The organism is Sphingomonas sp. BK036, assembly GCF_004216825.1.
Lineage (GTDB): Bacteria > Pseudomonadota > Alphaproteobacteria > Sphingomonadales > Sphingomonadaceae > Sphingomonas.
In genome coordinates this window covers 680386-700656 of the sequence record NZ_SGXR01000005.1, presented here as the reverse complement: position 1 = coordinate 700656, position 20271 = coordinate 680386, and the positions used below count along the sequence as shown (strand labels likewise).

Annotated in this window: 16 protein-coding genes; 10 read left to right on the top strand and 6 right to left on the bottom strand. The window is 68.3% G+C overall.

Translation table 11 applies throughout. From position 1 onward, the window contains the following. Nucleotides 1-229 precede the first annotated feature (229 nt). Entirely contained in the window at nucleotides 230-1978 is a 1749-nt protein-coding gene (locus EV283_RS13255) for a methyl-accepting chemotaxis protein (protein WP_130326029.1), read from the top strand. 25 nt (nucleotides 1979-2003) lie between these two features. Here EV283_RS13255 and EV283_RS13250 read toward each other — a convergent pair whose 3' ends face one another. Next, nucleotides 2004-2228, bottom strand: a complete 225-nt coding sequence (locus EV283_RS13250) for a hypothetical protein (RefSeq protein WP_130326027.1) — start codon at nucleotides 2226-2228, stop codon at nucleotides 2004-2006. A 119-nt stretch (nucleotides 2229-2347) separates the two neighbouring features. Then, entirely contained in the window at nucleotides 2348-3835 is a 1488-nt protein-coding gene (locus EV283_RS13245) for a CHAD domain-containing protein (protein ID WP_165391781.1), read from the bottom strand. 103 nt (nucleotides 3836-3938) lie between these two features. On the opposite strand from EV283_RS13245, the gene EV283_RS13240 reads away from it, so the two are divergent. From EV283_RS13240 to EV283_RS13225, 4 genes are read left to right on the top strand one after another with little or no spacing between them, the layout of a single operon-like run. Continuing rightward, nucleotides 3939-4283 (top strand): hypothetical protein, encoded by a 345-nt coding sequence (locus tag EV283_RS13240; RefSeq protein ID WP_130326023.1) that lies wholly within the window; start codon nucleotides 3939-3941, stop codon nucleotides 4281-4283. 57 nt (nucleotides 4284-4340) lie between these two features. Beyond that, nucleotides 4341-5615 (top strand): TolC family protein, encoded by a 1275-nt coding sequence (locus EV283_RS13235; RefSeq protein WP_130326021.1) that lies wholly within the window; start codon nucleotides 4341-4343, stop codon nucleotides 5613-5615. Continuing rightward, complete coding sequence (locus tag EV283_RS13230) at nucleotides 5612-6769, top strand: efflux RND transporter periplasmic adaptor subunit (RefSeq protein WP_130326019.1); 1158 nt, start codon at nucleotides 5612-5614, stop codon at nucleotides 6767-6769. The genes EV283_RS13235 and EV283_RS13230 overlap by 4 nt, the downstream gene beginning before the upstream one ends. Beyond that, nucleotides 6766-9981: a CusA/CzcA family heavy metal efflux RND transporter gene (locus EV283_RS13225; protein ID WP_130326017.1), complete on the top strand. Its 3216-nt coding sequence runs from the start codon at nucleotides 6766-6768 to the stop codon at nucleotides 9979-9981. Before EV283_RS13230 ends, EV283_RS13225 begins: the two co-directional genes overlap by 4 nt. Here the strand turns inward: EV283_RS13225 and EV283_RS13220 are convergent. From EV283_RS13220 to EV283_RS13205, 4 genes are all read right to left on the bottom strand, one after another. Then, the gene (locus tag EV283_RS13220; RefSeq protein WP_130326015.1) at nucleotides 9978-11087 is read right to left on the bottom strand and encodes an endonuclease/exonuclease/phosphatase family protein; all 1110 of its coding nucleotides are present in this window, start codon (nucleotides 11085-11087) and stop codon (nucleotides 9978-9980) included. The genes EV283_RS13225 and EV283_RS13220 overlap by 4 nt on opposite strands. Before the next feature lie 57 nt (nucleotides 11088-11144). Beyond that, nucleotides 11145-12053, bottom strand: coding sequence for a flagellin (locus EV283_RS13215; RefSeq protein WP_130326013.1), 909 nt, complete (start codon nucleotides 12051-12053; stop codon nucleotides 11145-11147). Nucleotides 12054-12063: 10 nt separating this feature from the next. Further along, a complete protein-coding gene (locus EV283_RS13210; protein ID WP_242615959.1) occupies nucleotides 12064-14145 on the bottom strand; it encodes a flagellar basal body rod C-terminal domain-containing protein in 2082 nt (693 codons plus the stop codon). Between the two features lie 103 nt (nucleotides 14146-14248). Next, entirely contained in the window at nucleotides 14249-15550 is a 1302-nt protein-coding gene (locus EV283_RS13205) for a flagellar hook protein FlgE (RefSeq protein WP_278044220.1), read from the bottom strand. Nucleotides 15551-15704: 154 nt separating this feature from the next. Here EV283_RS13205 and EV283_RS13200 point away from each other — a divergent pair, with 154 nt between their 5' ends. The 5 genes from EV283_RS13200 to EV283_RS13180 all read left to right on the top strand — a co-directional run bounded on the left by EV283_RS13200 (nucleotide 15705) and on the right by EV283_RS13180 (nucleotide 20129). Beyond that, nucleotides 15705-16106: a flagellar biosynthesis repressor FlbT gene (locus tag EV283_RS13200; RefSeq protein ID WP_130326007.1), complete on the top strand. Its 402-nt coding sequence runs from the start codon at nucleotides 15705-15707 to the stop codon at nucleotides 16104-16106. Nucleotides 16107-16116: 10 nt separating this feature from the next. After that, nucleotides 16117-17466 carry a flagellar protein export ATPase FliI gene (fliI, locus tag EV283_RS13195; RefSeq protein ID WP_130326005.1) on the top strand — a complete coding sequence of 450 codons (1350 nt, stop codon included), beginning with the start codon at nucleotides 16117-16119 and terminating at the stop codon, nucleotides 17464-17466. After that, nucleotides 17463-17918: a hypothetical protein gene (locus EV283_RS13190; protein WP_130326003.1), complete on the top strand. Its 456-nt coding sequence runs from the start codon at nucleotides 17463-17465 to the stop codon at nucleotides 17916-17918. Before fliI ends, EV283_RS13190 begins: the two co-directional genes overlap by 4 nt. Continuing rightward, entirely contained in the window at nucleotides 17915-18874 is a 960-nt protein-coding gene (locus EV283_RS13185; protein ID WP_130326001.1) for a peptidoglycan-binding protein, read from the top strand. The genes EV283_RS13190 and EV283_RS13185 overlap by 4 nt, the downstream gene beginning before the upstream one ends. Nucleotides 18875-19022: 148 nt before the next feature. Continuing rightward, a complete protein-coding gene (locus tag EV283_RS13180; protein ID WP_130325999.1) occupies nucleotides 19023-20129 on the top strand; it encodes a sigma-70 family RNA polymerase sigma factor in 1107 nt (368 codons plus the stop codon). Nucleotides 20130-20271 lie beyond the last annotated feature (142 nt).

Below are 20271 nucleotides of genomic sequence, written 5' to 3'. Positions count from 1 at the left end.
CAGGCTCATAACCTGAAGGTCACAGGTTCAAATCCTGTCCCCGCAACCAACCTCATACCACGACAACGCCGCCCTCACGGGCGGCGTTGTCGTTTGGGGTTCAATCAAACAAGTTCGACGCCTTGGCCGGCACCGGCACCGGCACCAGCGTGGGCAGCGTAGCCGGTGTTCTCGAAAGATCGCGGGGTCGTGTCACACAGGGTTAAGATGCGCGCCGTAGCGCCCGGTCATGACATATCGAACGTTCAGGATCTGGTCGCACAGCATGATGGCACGGCTGATGGTGCCCGTCGCCATCATGCTCGCGCTCGTCTGTATTCTCGGCCTTATCGGGCTTGGTACGCGCAGCCGGGTCCAGACGGCGCGTGATGCGGCGAACGACGGGCAGATCGTGCGGGTTCACTTGATCGAAGTGCGCTCACTGAGCCGGTCGTTGCAGCGGGACGCGCTCAACCTGCTGCTCGAACGCGATCCGCATGAACTGGCGATTATCCACGCGAAATTCTCGCAGCGGTCGCTCCAGATGCGCGCGCAACTCGCCGGGCTGGTACGGCACCGCGCCGCCGGGCTGACCAGGGACAGTGGCTATATCCGCAGCCAGATGATCGTCCTGCGCCGGCTGGCCACGGTTGCCGATGCCGCCAATCGCGGTAGCCAGGATCGGGCCTGGAGCGTCTTTCGCAGCGAGGTCCGTCCCAATGAGCGCAGGGCCTCGACGATCGCCGATGCGCTGATCGCCGGGCAGGAAGCCAAGGTCGACCATCTGTTCCGCAACGCGCACGCGCTCGAGCAGGAGGAGGTCACGATCAGCATCGCCGCCAGCATCATCCTGTTCTCGCTCGCCGCCTCTGGCACGGTGCTGATCGTGCAGCGGACGATCGTCCGGCCGTTGCTCGATATCGAGCGGACGATGGCGGTGATCGCCGCCGGGAACGCCGAGGGCCGCACGCCGCATGGAGAGCGGCGCGACGAGATCGGCCGGATGTCGCGCGCGATCGAGGTCTTTCGCACCTCGGTCGCCGAGCGCGGGCGGTTGGAAGCCGAAAACGGCCGGCAGCGGCTGGCCGAGGTCCAGCGCGAGCGGAGTATCGAGACCGCGCGGCGCGCAAACGAGGCTGCCGAGGCCGAACGCGATCGGATCGTCCGGGAGGCGGCAACGACGCTCGAAGGAGAGGTCGCGGATGTCCTTGCCGGCCTTCGCAGCGCGGCGAACCAGCTATCAACAACCTCGGGTGAACTGGAGGATCATTCGAAAGGCGCGACGCGCGAACTGGGCAGCGTCGGCGTGGCCGTGCGGCGCGCGATCGATGGCGCGACCGACATCGCGGCGGCGACGACTCAGTTCATGGGCGCGATCGGCCAGTCCAGCCAGGGCACGCGCCTGTCCGCCGACCTGAGCGCGCAGGCGGCGGACCGCGCGGTACGGCTGGCTCAGGACATGACGAACGTCCAGGACGACGCGCGCGCGATCGGCGCGATCGTCGGACTGATCAGCAGCATCGCGGCGCGCACCAAGTTGCTCGCGTTGAACGCGGCGATCGAGGCCGCGCGCGTCGGCGGGGCGGGCAGGGGGTTCGCCGTGGTCGCGGACGAAGTGAAGATGCTGGCGACGCAGACCGCGGACGCCACCGAGGAGATCGCCCGGCAGATCGCCGACATGCAACGCGGGACCGAGGCGGCCTGTACGGGTCTGCTCGACATTCGCGAGATGGTCGAAGACATGGCGCGCGGCACCGATGATCTCGCGTCGAGCATCGGCGAACAGGCGCAGAGCGGGCAGGTCATCAGCCGCAATGTCGATGGTACCGCGACTGATCTCGACCTGATCGGGCGTCTGGTAAGCGACGTGTCCGTCGCGACCAGGAATACCGCGGGCATGGCGTCGCGCGTCAGGACCGATTCCCAACGCGTCGAGGATGGTGCATCCTCGATCGATGGCGCCCTGTCGCGCTTCTTCGGTCAGTTGCACGTCGCGTAAGCCGCGTGACGCGCTAGGTCGCGCCTCAGCGCAGGCCGCTGCCCTGGAGCGCGAGGACCGCGGATCGCAAAGCGACGATGCGGTCGGTCGCCGTAGGGGAGAGCTCGCCCCAGGAAAATGCAGAGCGATCCGCTGCTTCCTCGCGCCACATGCGTGCGGCGACGCTATCGAGGTCTGCGGTCGTCGGGGACCGTCCCGTCGAGACGCAATCGACGATCTGGTCGGGTACAAGGGGGCTGGCACTGAACATCGAACACCCTTTCACTGGAGATGTCCGCTTTAGGGGTGTTTGATGGCATGGGCATGACAGGCGCAACGGTCCGTTCCTGTTTCTAGGAAGAAAGGGCGGGTGAGGCCGGCTCCACAGGCTCACCAGAACCGCTTGGCGCCAGTCAGTTCCTCATACGCTTCGGCCGCTTGGGACAGCAGCGTCTTCCGCTCGATCGACGAGGTGGGCGTCTCGGGTTCCAGACCAAACCGCTCGATCAACGCGGGCGCCGTCGCGAGGTCGTTCAAATGACCCAGATGATCCTGCAACGCCCCAAGCCGCTTTTTGAACGCCTTCAACCGCCGACGTGACCGTTTGAGTGGGTAGAGGCTCTCGAAGAAGCCGGTCGCGTAGCGCAGTTTCTTGGCGGTGATCCGGATCTGGTGACGCGACCCGTCGTCGAGCTGGTCGAGGTCCCGGCCGCGGCGCTTTATCCGACGGTTGAGGTCGCGGATCGCCGCGCTGGCGAAAAGGGCCGCGGGGGCCTGCACCGTCGCTGGATCCAACGGCTGCAGGCGCCATGCGCCCAGCGCGGTCCATTCGACCAGGTCGATCATCAGATCGCGCGTCCGCTGCGAATCCAGCGCGGCCAGAGCGACCGCATAGGCATCCTCGCGCGCCGCGGTGAGCGCCGCGTTCGAACCCTCGCCAAGCCGATCGCACAGCACATCGATGTCGCGCGCAGGGCCGAGCGATGCTGCCAGCCATTTGAGTTCGCCCGCGATATGCGGGAAGCGGTCGTCGGCAACGACGGGTTTGAATAGCGACAACGCGGACCGCAGTCGTCGCAACGCGACCCGTGTCTGATGCAGCGCCTCGGCATCGGCCGCACGCCGTAGGAGATTTTCATTCAGACGGAAGTGCCGCAGGCAAGTCCCGACGATCTGCTCGAAGGCTTCGGCGGTGGTCGTGTCGGCCGCAAGCTCCAGACGCTCGGCCTTAACCGCGCCCAGCGTCGCCGCCGCGATCAGTCGATAGCCGCGCGCCCCTTTGGTGAGAACGCCCAGGCGGACGGGGATCTGCTCGCCGAGCGTCCGCGCGAGCGCGAAGATCGCGGTCGGCGTTCCGCCTTTCAGCTCAAACTCGAGCTCAGAAACCGGCGTCGTGCGATCACTTGCCGTCACGCATCCCGTATCCGCGACGACCTCGACCGTTCCGCCGTCGCGCGTGACAAGCCATTGCCGGCGTTTGATCGCCACGGTGAACGCAGGCCTGACGGTCCTGAGCCTGTCATGCGCGACGATCGCGCAGATTGGCGAGCCGGGATCGAGTTCGGGCTCCAATCGTGCCACGTCATGCTCCCATTCCGGACGGGCAAACAGGCCTGCCGCGGCACTGCCGACCGCCTTGATCGTCTGAACATGCCTGCCACTCGCTGTCCGTATCCGCAGCGTAAATCTCGCCGCACGCAGATCCTGCTTCGGCGTGTCGAAATAGGTCGAGAGCTGATCGACGATCTTGGGCGTGACGCCGGACAGGGGCGGCATGGTCGCGAGGCGGTCGATCCACACGGGATCGACTTCCAGCTTGAGCTCGATCTCGTTGGCCTCGTCGGTCGATGCCAGGCTGCGCGTGGTCTCGTGGGTCATGGGGAGATAATCGTTGGCCAGCCGTATCGATCCGGCGGACATGGGGGATGCCACGCGGTTCGTCGCCCTTGCTGCGCTGCCGCATGTCGCTTAGGCTGGATGCGTGACCCTCCACCGTTCCCGGATCGCCGTGCTGGCGACTCTACTGGCGTTCCTCGCCGTGCTGGGGATGACTGCGCTTGGCGGGTGGCATGCGGCAACGTTCCATGACGACGTGCCCGATGTGGCGCTTGCGGTCAGCCATGTTCATGTCGCGGACGTGATGGATGATCATGACGACAATGTCGTGCATGTCGCCGCGCATGCTGTCGCGCACGCCTTCGCAGTGCCCGCGGACGTCGCGCCGTCGTTTGCGTTGGCCGAGGTCGCGCCGGCATGGCCGACACGGGAGAGCGTCGACCGGGCGGGAACCGGACCGACATCGCTGCTGAGACCTCCACGAGCCTGACCGTCACGCGTGCCGATGCGGCGCGCGAGAATGGTTCACTCGTGCAGGATTACAGAAATGAACGGCAATATTCGCCGGTGGCGCCTGCGTGCGCGCGCCGGTGCGTTCGTGGCGCTGGGCGCCGTGGGCGTTATGGGGGCAGGGATCGCAGCGGCGGATCCGGCGCCGCCCTTCGCCGCGCTGTTGCGGCAGACCGAAGCGTCGCCGCGCGTCGCGATCCTCGATGCGGGCGTGGCGCAGGCCGAGGGGCTTGCAGACCAGGCGCGCGCACGGCCCAACCCGACGATCAGTGTGTATGGCGAGAATTTCGGCGGATCGTCGCCTTATGGCGGGTTCGGACGGACCGAGACGACGCTGCAATATAACCACCCGTTCGAACTGGGCGGCAAGCGTGCCTCACGGATTGAGGCCGGCCGCGCGGGGATCGCCGCGGCGCGCGCCCGCGGTGCCGAGGGACGCGTCGCCTATGCGTATGAGTTGGCGCGCGCTTATGCCGGGGCGGAGATCGCCGATCGCCGGATCCTGCTTGCCCAGGACGAGGTCGAGGAGGCCACCGCCGACCTGAGGGTCGCGCGCGCACTGGTCGGTGCGGGCAAGGAGGCGCGGCTGCGCGAGCTTCAGGCCGAGACCGAGCTGAATACGCTGCAATCCGCGCTGGAGGCGGCGAAAGCAGGGCGCACAGTCGCGTTTGCGGAGCTGTCTGCGCTCGCCGGTGTCGAGACACCCTATACGAGCCTGTCGGAATCGCTGCTCGATCGACTGGCGGCGCGACCTGCAACCGGCCCGATCGATCCGCTCGCCAGCGTGGCGGTGCGCGCGGCGCAGGCCGAACGCGATGCGGCCGAACGGCGGATCGTCGTCGAGCGCAAACGGGCAGTCCCGGACATAACCGCGCAGGTCGGCGTGCGGCGGCTCGAGGCGGACAATGCGACCGCGCTGATCGCGGGCGTGTCGTTGCCGCTCGCCATCTTCGATCGCAACCGCGGCAACATCGCCGCCGCCGAAGCTGAGTTGCGCGGGGCCGAGGCGCGCGCGGCGGTCGTCAGGCTGGAAGCGCGCGCAGCTGCTAGCTCAGCCCAGGCGCTGATCGAGTCCGCCGACCTGCGCGCCGCCGCCGCCGAGCACGGTCTCGCGACTGCGGAGGAGACGTATCGGCTCGCCCGGATCGCCTATGAAGCGGGCAAATCGCCGCTGATCGAACTGCTCGCCGCGCGGCACGGGCTGGGCGTGGCACGCGGAGTCATCCTCGACGCCGCCGCCGCCCGCCTCGACGCGCGCGCCGGCTTTGCCCGCCTGTCGGGTCGTACCATTACCGGAGACATGCTCCCATGACCAAGAACCGTCTCTATGCCGGCACTGCCGTCGCGTTGATCGCCGCTGCCGGGCTGGGGTTCGGCATCGCGCGCCTAACTGCGCCGAGCGCTGCGCCCGTCGTTACCGCCCCGACTGAAGCCGCATCGGCGTCCGATGACGCCGTGCCGCTCTCTGCGGAGGCCATCCGCATCTCGGAGATCGGTGTCGCGCCTGCGGCGTCGGGCGCACTCGATGCCGCAATCCCCGCCTCGGCCACCGTCGCGGCGACGCCCGATGCCGAAGCGGTGCTCACCGCGCGCGCGGCGGGCACGATCACGCGGATCCTGAAGCGGATCGGCGATCCGGTCCGCGCGGGCGAGACGATCGCGCTGGTCGAAAGCCGCGAGGCCTCGTCGATCGCCGCCGACCGCAGCGCGGCCGCGGCGCGCGTGACGCTCGCCGGTCGCCAGCTGGCGCGCGAACGGTCGTTGCTTGCACAGGGCGTCAGCCCGCGCGCCGACTATGAATCCGCGCAGGCCAATCTGGCGGTCGCGCAGGCCGACGCGCAGCGGGCGAGCGCGGCGGCGGGTGCGGCCCGCGTCACCGGCGATGGCCGGTCGGTCGCAGTGGTCAGCGCGATCGCGGGCCGGATCACCGCCGCCCCCGCGAGCCTCGGCCAATATGTCGCGGCCGAGACCGAGCTGTTCCGCGTCGCCGATCCGCGCCGTCTGCAGATCACCGCCAACGTCCCCCCCGCCGATGCGAGCCGGGTGCGCACAGGCGACCGGGTGGAGCTGACAACCAATGACGGGCGGATGATCGCTGGGCGGGTCCGCTCGGACACCGGGGTCGTCGATCCGGTAACCCGCTCCGCCACGGTCGTCATCGTCCCCAGTGCCGGAGGTTCGACCCTGGTACCGGGACAACTCGTTCAGGCGCGGATCTTCGCGAGCGGCGGCGCGGTCCGCAGTGGCGTGATGGTACCGCAGGATGCGGTGCAGACGATCGGCAACCGGACGGTGGTGTTCGTCAGGACCGCCGCTGGCTTTAAGGCGCGCACAGTACAGGTCGGGGCGCGCAGCGGCGGCCTCGTCGCGATCGTGGCGGGGCTCGCGGCAGGCACGCCGATCGCGACCGCCAACGCATTCCTGTTGAAGGCCGAACTCGGCAAGAACGCGGGGGGCGAGGAATGATCGCGCGCATCCTCAGCCTGTCGGTACGCGGGCGATGGCTCGTTGCGTTCCTGACCTTGCTCGTCATCGCGTTCGGCGCGTGGCAGATCACGAAGTTGCCGATCGACGCGGTGCCCGACGTCACCAACCGCCAGGTCCAGGTCAGCACCTTCGCGCCCACGCTCGGGCCCGTCGACATCGAAAAGCAGGTCACGTTTCCGGTCGAAACCGCGCTGGCGGGGATACCCGGGCTCGAGATGACACGCTCGATCAGCCGCAACGGCTTCAGCCAGATCACCGCGGTCTTCACGGATGCGACCGACATCTATTTCGCGCGCGCGCAGGTGACCGAGCGGCTGGCGCAGGCGCGCGACAGCCTGCCCGCAAATATCCAACCGCGGCTCAGCCCGCTCGCCACCGGGCTCGGCGAGATCTTCATGTATTCGGTCGCGTACAACCATCCCGACGGCAAGGGGGACGAGCACCGCGCGGGCAAACCGGGCTGGCAGCCCGACGGCGCATATTTGACACCCGAGGGCGAGCGGCTGACCACCGAGCTCGAAAAGGCGGCGTATCTGCGCACCGTACAGGACTGGATCATCCGGCCGCAGATGCGCGGCGTGGCCGGTGTCGCGGGGGTCGATTCGAACGGCGGCTATGTGAAGCAATATGTCGTCGAGCCGAACATCAACGCGCTGTCGACCTATGGCCTGTCGGTCACCGCACTCGCTGACGCGCTCGAACGCGCGAACGTATCGGCGGGATCGAACTATATCCGCCGCGCGGGCGAAAGCTTCCTCGTGCGCGCCGATGCGCGGCTGAAGTCGGTCGCGGATATCGAGGACGCGGTGGTCGCGACGCGCGGCGGCAATCCGGTGCGCGTCCGCGACATCGGGCAGGTCGTGATCGGCGGCGCGGTGCGCACCGGCTCGGGCAGCTTGATGGGCTCCGAAGCGGTCATCTCGACGATCCTGATGCTGACCGGCGAGAACAGCCGGGTCGTCGCGACTCGCGTCGCGGACAAGCTGGTCGCGATCAACCGCGTGCTGCCGCCCGACGTCACCGCGCAGCCGGTCTATAACCGGTCCAAGCTGGTTAACGCGACGATCGCGACGGTCGAGAAGAACCTGATCGAGGGCGCGCTGCTCGTCATCGTCATCCTGTTCCTGCTGCTCGGCAACGTCCGCGCGGCGCTGATCACCGCAGCGGTCATCCCGATCACGATGCTGATGACCGCGGCGGGAATGAACGGCCTCGGCGTCTCGGGCAATCTGATGAGTCTCGGCGCGCTCGATTTCGGGCTGATCGTCGACGGCGCGGTGATCATCGTCGAGAACGCGCTGCGCCGCCTCGCCGAGCGGCAGGAGCATGAGGGGCGGCTGCTCACCCGGTCCGAACGGATGTCAGAGACGACGCTCGCCGCGCAGGAGATGGTGAAGCCCACCGTCTACGGTCAGGCGATCATCTTCCTCGTGTTCGTGCCTTTGCTCACCTTTCAGGGGGTGGAGGGCAAGACCTTCGCGCCGATGGCGATCACGCTGATGGTCGCGCTGGCGTCGGCGTTCGTGCTGTCGCTGACGTTCGTGCCGGCGATGATCGCGCTGCTGGTGACGGGCAGGGTCAGCGAGACCGAAGTCAGGCCGATCCGCTGGTTCAAGGCGAGATACGCGCCGCTGCTCGAAAAGGCGGTCGCGCGGCCGCTGCCGTTCGTGCTCGGCGGCGTAGGCGTGTTCGCCGCTGCGGTGCTGCTGTTCGGGATGCTCGGCGAGGAATTCATGCCGCAGCTCGACGAGAAGGACATCACGATCACCAACTTCCGCGTGCCGTCCGCCTCGATCGACCAGTCGACGCAGATGCAGTTGCGGATCGAGGATGCGCTGAAATCGCTGCCGGAGGTGGCTTTGGTCTTCTCGAAGAATGGCAATGCCGATCTCGGCACCGATCCGATGCCGCCCAACGCGTCCGACACCTATGTCATCCCCAAGCCCCAGCATGAATGGCCCGCGGGCGTGACGAGCAAGGCCGACATCCTCGCGCGGATCGAGGCGAAGATCAAGCCGCTGATCGGCAACCGGACCGAGATGCAGATGCCGATCCAGATGCGCTTCAACGAACTGATCGCGGGTGTCCGCTCGGACGTCGCGATCAAGCTCTACGGCGACGATCTCGAGGCGATGACGCAGCAGGCCGCTGGAATCGCCGCGGCGCTGCGCACGATCCCGGGCGCGGCGGACGTCCAGGCCGAGCAGACCGACGGCGCGCCGACGTTCGACATCCAGGTCGATCGCCAGGCGGTCGGGCGGTACGGCCTGTCGGTCGAGGAGGTCGCGAACACCGTCGCAGCGGCGCTCGGCGGCCGCGAGGCGGGCGTGCTGTTCGAGGGCGACCGGCGCTTCGACGTCGTCGTCCGCCTGCCCGATGCGCAGCGCGACGATATCGAGACGCTGGGTTCGATCCCGGTGATGCTGCCCGCGCTCGACGGGCAGTCCGCACGGTCGATCCCGCTGCGCGAGGTTGCGCGGTTCTGCTATACCGAGGGGCTGAACCAGATCAGCCGCGAGAACGGCAAGCGGATGGTCGTCATCCAGGCGAACGTGCGCGGCCGCGATCTCGGCGGGTTCGTGACCGAGGCGCAGGCGCGGATCGCCGAAATCGCGCTGCCGCCCGGCATGTATACGCAGTGGGGCGGCACGTTCGAGAGCCTGCAATCGGCGCGGCTGAGGCTGGCAATCGTCGTGCCGATCTGCTTCGCGCTGATCTATGCGTTGCTCTACATGGCACTTGGCGGCTTCGTGCCCGCGGCGATCGTGTTCAGCGCGGTGCCGATGGCGCTGGCGGGCGGCGTGTTCGCGCTGGCGCTGCGCGGGATCCCGTTCTCGATCACCGCGGCGGTCGGGTTCATCGCGCTGTCTGGCGTCGCGGTGCTCAACGGGCTCGTCATGATGAGTGCGATCCGCAAGCGCCGCGACGAGGGCGAGGCCGACGATGCGGCGATCGTCGGCGGCGCGATGGAGCGGGTCCGCCCGGTGCTGATGACCGCGCTGGTCGCCAGCCTGGGCTTCGTGCCGATGGCGCTGGCGACCGGCACCGGGGCGGAGGTGCAGCGCCCGCTTGCCACCGTCGTGATCGGCGGGTTGGTCACCTCGACGATCCTGACGTTGCTCGTGCTGCCGGCGATCACCGCGCTGGCGGCGCGCTTTGCGCGGCGGGAAGGCCACGTCTCGCTTGTCTAGGATGGGGGCCGTTTCGCTGTAGCGGGGCGGCCCTGTTCCTGCCTGTGCCAACTCACGCGATAGGTGACGCGGAAGGCGTCGTGATCGGACAGTTTCGGGCTGCCGGCGGATCCGTCGAACAGCGCCTCGACACGGATCGGAGCGATCTGCACGTCGGCTCCGCTTTCGAACAGCTGGAGGTCCTGCGTGTCCATCCAGGGTTCGTCGCCGTCCCACGAGATCCGCGTGTCGCACCGCAGCGGCTGGTCGACGCACCATTCGTGGACGATCTCGAAGGGTTCGGTGACGTTGCGGAACCGCTCGAACCGGATCGCGGAGCGGCGCATGTTGAAATCGCCGCCAAGTACCGTCGGAACGTCCGGACTGCCGACCGCGGTGATGAAATTGCCCAGCTCCTCGACCTGCAGCCGGTGCGCGCGCGCGTGCCGCTGCGGCGACACGCGCGACGCCCGCTGCGAATTGAGGTGCGTGTTGAACAGGTTGATCGTGCCGGGAACGCCGGGGATCGCGATCCGCGCATAGAGCATGCCCTTGTTGCTCAGGCAGTCCAGCCCCGCGCATCGCCGCCGCCCAAACGGCTCGGACTGCGTCTCGAGGATCGGAAACGCGCTGACGATCGCCAGCCCCGACCCTGCGATATGCAGCCCGAGTTCGCCCTTCTTCCATTTGTACGGCCCGGGCATCCGGCTGCTGCCGACGAGGTGCTTCCGCTGCGTCCGCGACGGCCCCGATACCATGTTGGGATAGTCCCACCCGGTCACCGCGCGGACCGCGGCTGGGCTGAACATCTCCTGCACCATGATCACGTCGGGCGCTTCGCCGCGTGCCGCCATGCCGCGCAGCACCGCACCGATCCGCTCGAGCGAGGGCCCGCGCCCACGTCGGGCGGGCCAACCTAGCCCCTCGATGTTGAAGGTGAGCACGTCGAACGTCGTGCTGGCCCTGGCCCCGTCGGCAGAGACGTTGATCGGTTTGACGGCCTTGACCGGGCCCTGATTCATCACCGGCGGCGGCAGCGTCGCGCACCCCGCCAACAGGCTCAGCAGGCCGACCAGCGGCCAGGCGCTGCGCTGTGCGCATAAGTAGCGGGGGTTGACTGAGAGCATTTGAGCGCGTGCTGTGCAAAGACCGCGCAGAAAGCAAGCGCAGCCACCGTCGGGCGGCTAGCGCAGATAGCTGGACAGGCTGAGGCCGGAGAGTTGCGCGAACACCGAATAGCTCGCCTGCAGCATCGTCTTCTGCTGCGCGAGGTCGATCGCCACCTGGCCCAGATCGGCATCCTCATTGTCCTGGATGATCCCCTGCAACAAGGTGCTGCGATCGCCCGCGCGCACCGACAGCGTCTCGGTCTGCGCCTGTTTGCGGCCATTCTCGGCATTGACGGTGCGCAGGCTCTCCAGTCCGGTATCGATCTGCCCCGCCGCGGTGGCCAGGATGCCGAGCTGCGCGGCGGTCGGCGGGTCGCCGATCGCGCCTGCGCCCGCCAGCGTCTGGAACGCCGCGTACAGCCCCGATCCGATATCGCTCGCGGTCACGCCATATTCGACGTCGAGCCCGTCCGCGGCGCGCACCGTCGCCTTCACCCCGTCATTGGCGAAGGCGGCGCTGGCGGGGACGCCGATCGTGCCGGCCAGCGTCTCGGGAACGAACGGCGCGGTGTCGGTCTGCGATCCGCCGAACAGCGATCCGCCGCCGTCGCTGGCGTTCAGCGCCGCACGGAACTGGCCGAACGCCGCGGTGATGCTGTCGCTCAAGCCCGCCGCGCGGCCGGTGCCGACCGCGGTCATCAGCTCTTGCTTCAGCGTACTCGCAGCGCTGTCGATGGTGGCCATATGCGCATCGTTCAGCGACAGCGTGGTGGCGACGCGCGTCGCGACGGCGACATAGGCGTCCTGCTGCGCCAAAAGCGAATGCGTCGACAGCGTCCGGACCGCCTCGGTGCCGAGCGAGGCATAGTCGGGCGCCTTCTTGCCCGTCGCCAGCTGTTGCTGCGTGGTGGCGAGCAGCTGTTGCGCGCGCTGGATCGCGACGGACATGCTGCGCTGGAGCGGGATGGTGGCGACGCGGGACATGGGCGTTCCTTCAGCGGATCATCGATACGAGGGTGTCGTACATCTGGCTGGCGGTGCTGATGACGCGCGCGGCGGCCGAATAGCTGTTCTGCAGCACGACCATCTGCGCCAGCTCCTCGTCGATGTTGACGCCGGAGAAGCTGTCGCGCCGGTTGACGGCATCGTCACGCCGCGCGGTCGCATCGTCGAGCGAGGATTTCGCCTGCGCCGCGGCGGATCCAGCGTTGCCGAGCAGATGCGCGGCGAACGCCGCGGTCGAGGTGAGCCCGTTCTTGCCGAGATCGACCTGGCCCGCCAGCCGGTCGGCGTAAAGCGTCGCGCCGCGGACGTCGCCCGTGCCCAGCGCCTTCGCCCCGACCGCGACCCCCGTCTGAAGGTGTGCGAGCCCCAGCTTGCCCGCATCGGCGAGAATGTCGGGGCGCACGCCTGCGCTCGCGACTCCGCTCGACGCGCCGGTCAGCTGGACAATGCTGGAGAACGACCGCCCCGAGCCAAACCGGCCGGTCGTATCCGACGGCACCGACAGCACCGCGCCGCCGACACTGGGTTTGGGCGAGAACTGGATGCGCCCCTTGGGGTCCATCGCAAAGCTGCCGAACCCGGCGATCGGGCTCGCGTTCAGCTCGGTGACGAGATCGCCGAAGGTCGGCCCGACCGACCCGGTCATCGTATAGCTGCTCATCGCCCGGCCCGACGCATCGCGCAGCACGATCTGCGTTGCCTCGCCGGTGGCGAAGCCGTGCGGATCGGCGGCTACGAACCCCGACGGCACCAGCGGGCTGTCGGAGCTGCGGATCAGGTCGTTCATGCCGAAATATTGCGACAGGCCGACGCCCGCCCGGTCGCTCGGCGCGGTCGGGTCCTGCGCGATGACCACGCCGTTACCCGCACCCGTCGCGGTGATCGACAGGATGCCGCCGGTAAAGGACGCGGTCGCGACGCCGCCCAGCCCGGTGTTGATCGCGGCGACCGCGGCATCGACCGTGGTCGTCGGCCCCAGCGCGGAAAAGTCGATCGTCGTCGACGCGACCAGCGCGCCCTTGCCCGAGGTGACCGCAAAGACCGCCGACCCCGTGAACCCCAGCCGATCGCTGCCGACCAGCCCCGATTGCCGCCCGAGCAGCTGCGTCGGCGCGGGCACCGTCGTGGCGGCGTTCGACGCGGCGTTGAGCGTCTGCGACAGCCCGGTAAAGAGCACGCCGAGCTTCTCGGTGAAATCGGGCAATGCGCGGTCGCGCAGGTCGAGCAGCCCGCCAAGCTTGCCCCCGACCGCCGCGGAATCGAGCACGTCGCCAGTCGCTGCGCCGACCGTCGCGCCGCCATCGGCAAAGCGCAGCGCGATCACCGGAAAGTTCGTCTGCGGGCCGAAACTGGACGAGGCGGGCATCACCAATTGGCGCAACCGGTTGTCGAGCAGCGGGATGCCCGATGCGGTGTCGATCGACACGCGGCCATCGGGCTGGTCGCGGACGGTCACCTTCACCAGCCCGCTCAGTTCCTCGATCGCGGACATGCGCTGGTCGACGACCCCCGCCGAACTGCGGCCATTGCCGTCGAGCCGTGCGGCGCTGCCGTTCAGGTCATTGATCCGTACCAGCAGACTGTTGATTCGATCCACCGACTGGCCGACTTCGGACTGGACGTCGGATCTCAGCCCGGCGACGTCGGTGCCGAGCTGGTTCATCGAGGTGATGGCGTCCTGCACGTCGGCGGTGAAGCCCGCGGCGGTCTGCGCTGATGTCTGCGTCCCCGTCATCGCCACCGCGGACGAGGCGATCGCGTCGAGCCGCGCGGGCAGGCCGTATTCCGCCCCTGGCGCGCCGATCAGCGACTGGAGGCGATCGAGATAGGCGGCGGTGACGGTGGCCGATCCGATGTCGCCTGCGCGCCGATACACAGTCGCCTCGAGAAAGCTGTCGGCGATCCGCGCGGGTTCGCCGACCGTCACGCCGTTGACCAGCCCGGCCGCCACACCGGTCGCCTGGCTGACGGTTTGCCGCGCGTAACCGGGGGTGCCGACATTGGCGATATTGTTGGATACCGACCGCAGGCCGGCCTGCGACGCGGCAAGCCCCGAAATTGCGGCCGACATGATCTCGTTCAACGACACGCGCGCGTTTCCCCACCGGTTTCGCCCCGCGTGCGAGGCAGAGCCGGGTGGGCTGGCGCGCCCACCCGATCGTCACACGATCCGATCACCGCTTGAGCGCGTTCATTTCCTGCAGCATCTCGTCGACCGTGGTGACGATCTTCGACGAGGCGCTGTAGGCGCGCTGGAAGCGGATCATGTTGGTGAACTCCTGCGCGAGATCGACCGTCGAGGCTTCGAGCGTCTTGGCCGAGATCATCCCGGCGCCGAGCGAACCCGGCGCGTTGATCGCGACGCCGCCTGAATCGTCCGAGACGGCATAGGCGTTGCCAGGCAGGCGAGTGAGCGCATCGGGGTTCTGGAAGTTCGCGAGCGGCAGCTGATAGACCGCCCGCGTCGTGCCATCCTCGAACACCGCGCTGACGATCCCGGCATCCGAGATCTTGACCGAGGCGACGCTGCCCAGCAGCCCGCCATCGACGGTCGACGAGATCAGCGACGAGGTACCGCCGAACTGGGTGAGCCCGTCGAGCCCACCATTGCTGCCGAGCCCGATCGTGATCGGCCCGGTGCCCGCGCCGTTCGTCCAGGTCGGCGTGAGCGCCGCGAACATGCCCGGATCCGACGCTGCCAGATCGAGGCTGCCGTCGCCGTTGAACGCGACCGCGCCGCTCGCGAGCAACCCGCCGGTCGCGGTCACGTCGGATGCAGGCGTCGCGTAGATCTCGCCGACCCAGGCGTTCGGCCCGGTCTTGAGAAACGCCAGCGTCACGGTGTGCGTGCCGCCCTGCGCGTCCGAGATATCGAACGGGCGTGAGAACTGGGCAGGCGTGGTGCCCGCGGCGATGTCGCCGGCGGTATAGGCGCCGGTAAACGCCGCAGCGGTGGAATCGAGATTGGCGCGCATCTGCAATTTGCTCGTTGCCGCCGCCGTTCCGGTCAGCTGGCTCAGCCGGACGGGGACCAGCGTGCCGAGGTTGCCGGTGTTCGCATAGCCGCCCTGCGCGTCGAGCGGCCAGCCCTGCAGGAAATAGCCGCTGGCGTTCTTCAGATACCCGGTCTTGTCGGGCGTGAACGACCCTGCGCGCGTATAGGCGACGTTCGAGTCCGCGCCCGGGCCGTCGCGGGTGACGAAGAAGCCCGCGCCGTCGATGCCGAGGTCGGTCGTGCTACCCGATGCGGTCAGAACGCCCTGTTTGGAGACGAGCGCGTGCGTGACCGCGGTGACTCCGCCCGCCGAATAGGTCGCCGCGCTCTTGCTGCCCGAAACCAGCGATCGGAACTGTGCGTCCGCGCTCTTGTAGCCGACCGTGTTGATGTTGGTGATGTTGTCGGCGACGCTCGCCATCGCGGTCGATTGCGCGTTGAGGCCGGACACGCCGGCGAACAGGGCGGAATAGATGCTCAAGATTGGTCTCCATGATCGGGAAAGGCCGCGGCAAAGGCGCTCCTTCAACTTGTAGGATGCCCGCGGGAGAAACCGCTCGGAGCCCGAGATTTTTTGCCGAACCCGTCGGAGCGCCATTCATCCTATAATGGAGGATGCAATTAGGGGCTTGATCATGACACTGCGAATTTCCCTGCGCGACGGCGAGCAGGTGATCGTCAACGGCGCGGTGCTGCGCTCGATCGGTCGCACCGATCTGTGCGTCGAGAACAACGTCACGCTGCTGCGTGGGCGCGAGGTCATGTCGGCGGACGAGGCCACCACCCCGGCACGTCGGCTCTATTATGCTTGCATGCTCGCCTATATCGATCCGGAAGGCGCCGCGGCGCATCACGATGCGATCGTCGGCTATCTGCGCGGCCTGGTTGGCGCGCTCGAGGCGTCCGAGGCGCGCGCCGCCTGTACGCGGTTCGCCTGCAAGGTCGCGACGTCCGATTTCTACCGCGCGCTGGCCGATTGCCGCGCGCTGATCGCCTATGAGACCGACGTCTTCGCCCGCGCCGAGCAGGCAGCCTGAGCGCAACGCCATGAAGACGCTCGCCGCCGCCGCCCGCAGCTTGCGCGACATGATGCCCGATCGCCGGTTCGGCCGGGTGATCGGCGTGCGCGGCACGCTGATCGAAGTCGAGGGGCTCGACGGTGCGGCCCGGATCGGCTCGCACATCACCGTGACCGCGGCGGACGGCGTGGTCGCCGCCGAGGTCACCGGGCTCGATCGCAGCGTCGCGCATTGCCTGCCGTTCAGCGATCCGCAGGGGATCGCGTCGGGATCGCGCGTCGATCTGGTGTCCGGCCGGTTCGTCGTGCGGCCCTGCGATGCATGGCTCGGGCGGATGGTGGATGGCCTCGGCGCACCGATCGACGGCAAGGGTATGCTTCCGGTCGGCATCGATCCGCGTCCGATCAAGGCGCCGCCGCCGCCCGCTGCCGAACGCGCACGCGTCGGTGCGCGGATCGGCACCGGCATCCGTGCGCTCGATATCTTTGCGCCCTTGTGCACCGGTCAGCGGCTCGGTCTGTTCGCGGGCTCGGGCGTCGGCAAATCGGTGCTGCTGTCGATGCTCGCGCGGTGGACCGCGTGCGACGTCGCGGTGATCGGCCTGATCGGCGAGCGCGGTCGCGAAGTGCAGGAATTCGTCGAGGACGATCTCGGCCCCGACGGGCTCGCGCGCAGCGTCGTTGTGGTCGCGACCTCGGACGAGCCCGCGCTGATGCGACGCCAGGCAGCTTGGACGACGCTGGCGATCGCCGAGCATTTCCGCGACCAGGGGCTGAACGTCCTGTGCCTGATGGATTCGGTCACGCGGTTCGCGATGGCGCAGCGCGAGATCGGGCTGGCGAGCGGCGAACCCGCTGCGACCAAAGGCTATACCCCGACCGTGTTCGCAGAGCTCCCGCGGCTGCTCGAACGTGCGGGGCCGGGGCGGCCGGGGCAGGGCTCGATCACCGGGTTGTTCACCGTGCTGGTCGATGGCGACGATCATAACGAGCCCGTCGCCGACGCGGTCCGCGGCATCCTCGACGGCCATATCGTCATCACGCGGCGCATCGCCGAGCGCGGCCGCTACCCCGCGATCGACATCCTCAAATCGGTCTCGCGGACGTTGCCGCACGCGCTCACCGAGGATCAGAACGCGTTGCGGCTGGCCACGCGCGCGCTGCTGTCGACCTATGGCGACATGGAAGAGATCGTTCGTCTCGGGGCGTACAAGACCGGCGCCAATCCCGAGGTCGACGCTGCGATCCGCCTCGCGCCGCGGGTCGAGGCATTGCTGATGCAGACCAAGCGCGATCGCGGCGACATCGCAGACAGCTTCGCGGCACTCGGCAGAATATTGGAGGATTCTGAGGACGCGGTCCTGGAGGATGCGGCATGATCACACCCTATGATGCGGCGCTGCGGCTGCGGATGCGCGAGATGGACGATGTACGGCTGTCGATCAGTGTCGAGGTCAACCAGATCATCGTGCTCGACCGGCACCGCGATACGATAGACCGGTCGGTGCAGCAGGAAATGTCGGTCGCCGGCAGCGATCCGATGCTCTCCGCGCATGCCTTTGCCGGGCGGATGCGCGCGCAACGCGACGCGCTCGGCCGCGAACGCAGCGCGCGCGACGGCCGGCTCGCCGCGCTGCGGGCGCAGGCGGCGGAAGCCTATGGTGCGCTGCGCGCGATCGAAGGCGCGGCGCTGCGGCATCGCGAGGACGTCACCCGCGCCGCGGCGATCGCCGAACAGAGCCAGATGGACGATTTCGCCGCGGCCGGCTTCGCGCGGTCGATCCAGGCCGCGCGTCGCGCGCGCGCCATTGGCAAGGAGCGGTGCGGATGATCGTCTCGGCGGATCTGGCGCGGCTGGCGCCCAGCGAAAAGGCCGCGATGATCTATGCCGAGGCGCATGGCGACGTCGCAAACCGGCTGTGGCGCGCGGCGCTCGGCGGCGACACGGGGGACGTCGGCAACCGGCAGGCGAGCATTACCGGACTGCGCACGGCCGAGCCGGCCGGTTTCGACATTGACTCCTTAATGTCGCTACTGGCCCCCCGCAGCAGCGCGCCGTCTGCCCCGCCTTCTGCCGCCGATGACAGCACGGCGCCGGCGTCAACCGCACCGTGCGTCGTCGGCGCGACCGAACCGGGCAAGCTTGGCGGCCTTGGGCCCAATGGCCGGTTCGGTGGCGCGCTGGAGGCGGCTGCGCGGCGGACCGGCATCCCCGCGGCCGCGCTAGCCGCGATCGTCGATGCCGAAGCTGCCAAGGGTTGCGATGGCAGCTGGAAGACCAATTCGCGCAATCCCCGGTCCAGTGCCGCAGGGCTCGGCCAGTTTCTCGGCGCGACCTGGCAGGGCGAGGCGGAACGTGCGGGGACCTGGCTGCACGGTATCGCGATGAGGCAGGGGTGGCTGTCCAGCGACGGTCATGTCCTTCCGGGCGCACGCTCGGCACTGCTGGCGCTGCGCTACGATGCCGCGACCGCGATCAACGCCACCGCGGATTACGCGCATCGCAGTGTGACGCTGCTCAAGAAGGCGGGGATCGCGATCGGCGAAGATATTACCACGGTCGCGCGCGCGGCATATCTCGGCCACCATCTGGGCACGGCCGATGCGGTCCGGTTCCTCAAGGGCGGCCTGGGCAGTGGCAGGGCCAAGCTTTTGCTTCACGCGCAGGTGGGCAGCGCGGCGGCCAGTCGGCGTATCGCCAGCGTCGGCGACGCCGCGAACGCACACCGGTCCTGGTTGCTCGACTATATCGATCGGCACGTCACGCCGACCCGGTTCGCGGTCTGACCGCTCCGGCGGATAGTTCCAACAATATTGGATCTATAGGTATTCCTACATATAGGACTGGTTAGAAACTTTTACGAAAAATACCCCAAAAGAGCGCAAGGGGGCGAGCGACCGGATGTCGGACAGCCCCAGCATCTAGGGGATTTGTATGTCGAAGACCACGATCGCATTGGAGGCCGCCGTCGCCGCCGTTCTCGCCCAGCTGCCGAACACGGAGGGGCTGTCCGCCGCACGCCAGCGCGCCAATATCGACAAGGCGTTCACTGCGATCCTGAAGCTCATCGCGCCGCGTATCCGCCATTTCATCCGCCAATACGGTCTGGTCTCGCATTGGGAAGACGCCGAGCAGTGCTGCGCGATTGCGGTCCACCGCGCGCTCCAGGGCTATGATCCGGCCAAGGCGCAATTCACCACTTTCGTGAACTGGCAGATCCGCGGCGAACTGCAGAGCCTGCGCTTTCGCCTCATGACCGACCAGCGCCCCTCGGCGAAGAAGGTCGATGCGACGACGGTGTCGCTCCACGCGGTCACCTCGAGCGCGGATGGCGAGGAAGCGACGCTGGAATCGATTCTCGAGGACGAGGGCGCGCTGGCCCGGACCGAGTCGGCCGCGTCGGATTATCTCGCTCACGCCGCCACGCGCACGCTGGTCGACGCCTATGTCGAAGGCGAGCGCGCCGCGGCGATCGAGGTGCTGCGCAAGCGTCCCCGGCCGAAGCGCACTGCACGCCCCGAGCCGGTCGATCACCGCACCGCGATGCTGCGCCGCCCGCGCACGCACGGTCTCTGCCCGATCGAGCTCGCCAAGCTCGAGGAACGGCTCGTCCGCGACAAGCAGATCGTCGAGTTGCGCGTGTTCGATGCCGGTGACCGCGATGCCGCTGCCGCCGAGACCGGGGTCACCAAGGAGCGCGTCCGTCAGATCACGAAGCGCGCCACGCGCTCTCTCGCCGAACTGGCCGGCAGCGATCCCCGGTTCGCGATGATGGCCGAGTATCGCAAGCCCAAGCGCCCCGCTTCCGCCAAGCCGCTGTCGCCTGCGACCGCGACGCCAGTCGAGCAGCCCAGCGCGATCCTCCCGGCGTTGGGCCAGCTTCACAACACGCTCTCGCGCGTCGTCGCGATCGCGCCCGACCGGCAGGGCCTGGGCGGCACGGCCCGGAGCGCCGGCGATCCGGCTCTCCTGCCCGAGACGCTCTCGCTGGCGACCGCGACGCTCGCGACCCAAGCTCCGGGCAACCGAACCCGCCATTGATGACGATCGGCGCGACGCGTGCAGGGCGAGGGGGATCCCGCGGTCGTCCCCCAAAACGCAGGGGATTTGCCCGCACCGCCTTCGCCCGGCGCTATGATATGTGCATGGACCTCCTCCCTAACTTTCACCCGTGATGCCGGTT

Coding starts and splice junctions, on each gene's coding strand:
- EV283_RS13235 (WP_130326021.1), top strand. CDS start 4,341: ATGAACGGCAATATTCGCCGGTGGCGCCTGCGTGCGCGCGCCGGTGCG.
- EV283_RS13225 (WP_130326017.1), top strand. CDS start 6,766: ATGATCGCGCGCATCCTCAGCCTGTCGGTACGCGGGCGATGGCTCGTT.
- EV283_RS13220 (WP_130326015.1), bottom strand. CDS start 11,087: ATGCTCTCAGTCAACCCCCGCTACTTATGCGCACAGCGCAGCGCCTGG.
- EV283_RS13245 (WP_165391781.1), bottom strand. CDS start 3,835: ATGACCCACGAGACCACGCGCAGCCTGGCATCGACCGACGAGGCCAAC.
- EV283_RS13200 (WP_130326007.1), top strand. CDS start 15,705: ATGACACTGCGAATTTCCCTGCGCGACGGCGAGCAGGTGATCGTCAAC.
- EV283_RS13255 (WP_130326029.1), top strand. CDS start 230: ATGACATATCGAACGTTCAGGATCTGGTCGCACAGCATGATGGCACGG.
- EV283_RS13230 (WP_130326019.1), top strand. CDS start 5,612: ATGACCAAGAACCGTCTCTATGCCGGCACTGCCGTCGCGTTGATCGCC.
- EV283_RS13185 (WP_130326001.1), top strand. CDS start 17,915: ATGATCGTCTCGGCGGATCTGGCGCGGCTGGCGCCCAGCGAAAAGGCC.
- EV283_RS13180 (WP_130325999.1), top strand. CDS start 19,023: ATGTCGAAGACCACGATCGCATTGGAGGCCGCCGTCGCCGCCGTTCTC.
- fliI (WP_130326005.1), top strand. CDS start 16,117: ATGAAGACGCTCGCCGCCGCCGCCCGCAGCTTGCGCGACATGATGCCC.
- EV283_RS13210 (WP_242615959.1), bottom strand. CDS start 14,145: ATGTCGGCCGCAATTTCGGGGCTTGCCGCGTCGCAGGCCGGCCTGCGG.
- EV283_RS13215 (WP_130326013.1), bottom strand. CDS start 12,053: ATGTCCCGCGTCGCCACCATCCCGCTCCAGCGCAGCATGTCCGTCGCG.
- EV283_RS13250 (WP_130326027.1), bottom strand. CDS start 2,228: ATGTTCAGTGCCAGCCCCCTTGTACCCGACCAGATCGTCGATTGCGTC.
- EV283_RS13190 (WP_130326003.1), top strand. CDS start 17,463: ATGATCACACCCTATGATGCGGCGCTGCGGCTGCGGATGCGCGAGATG.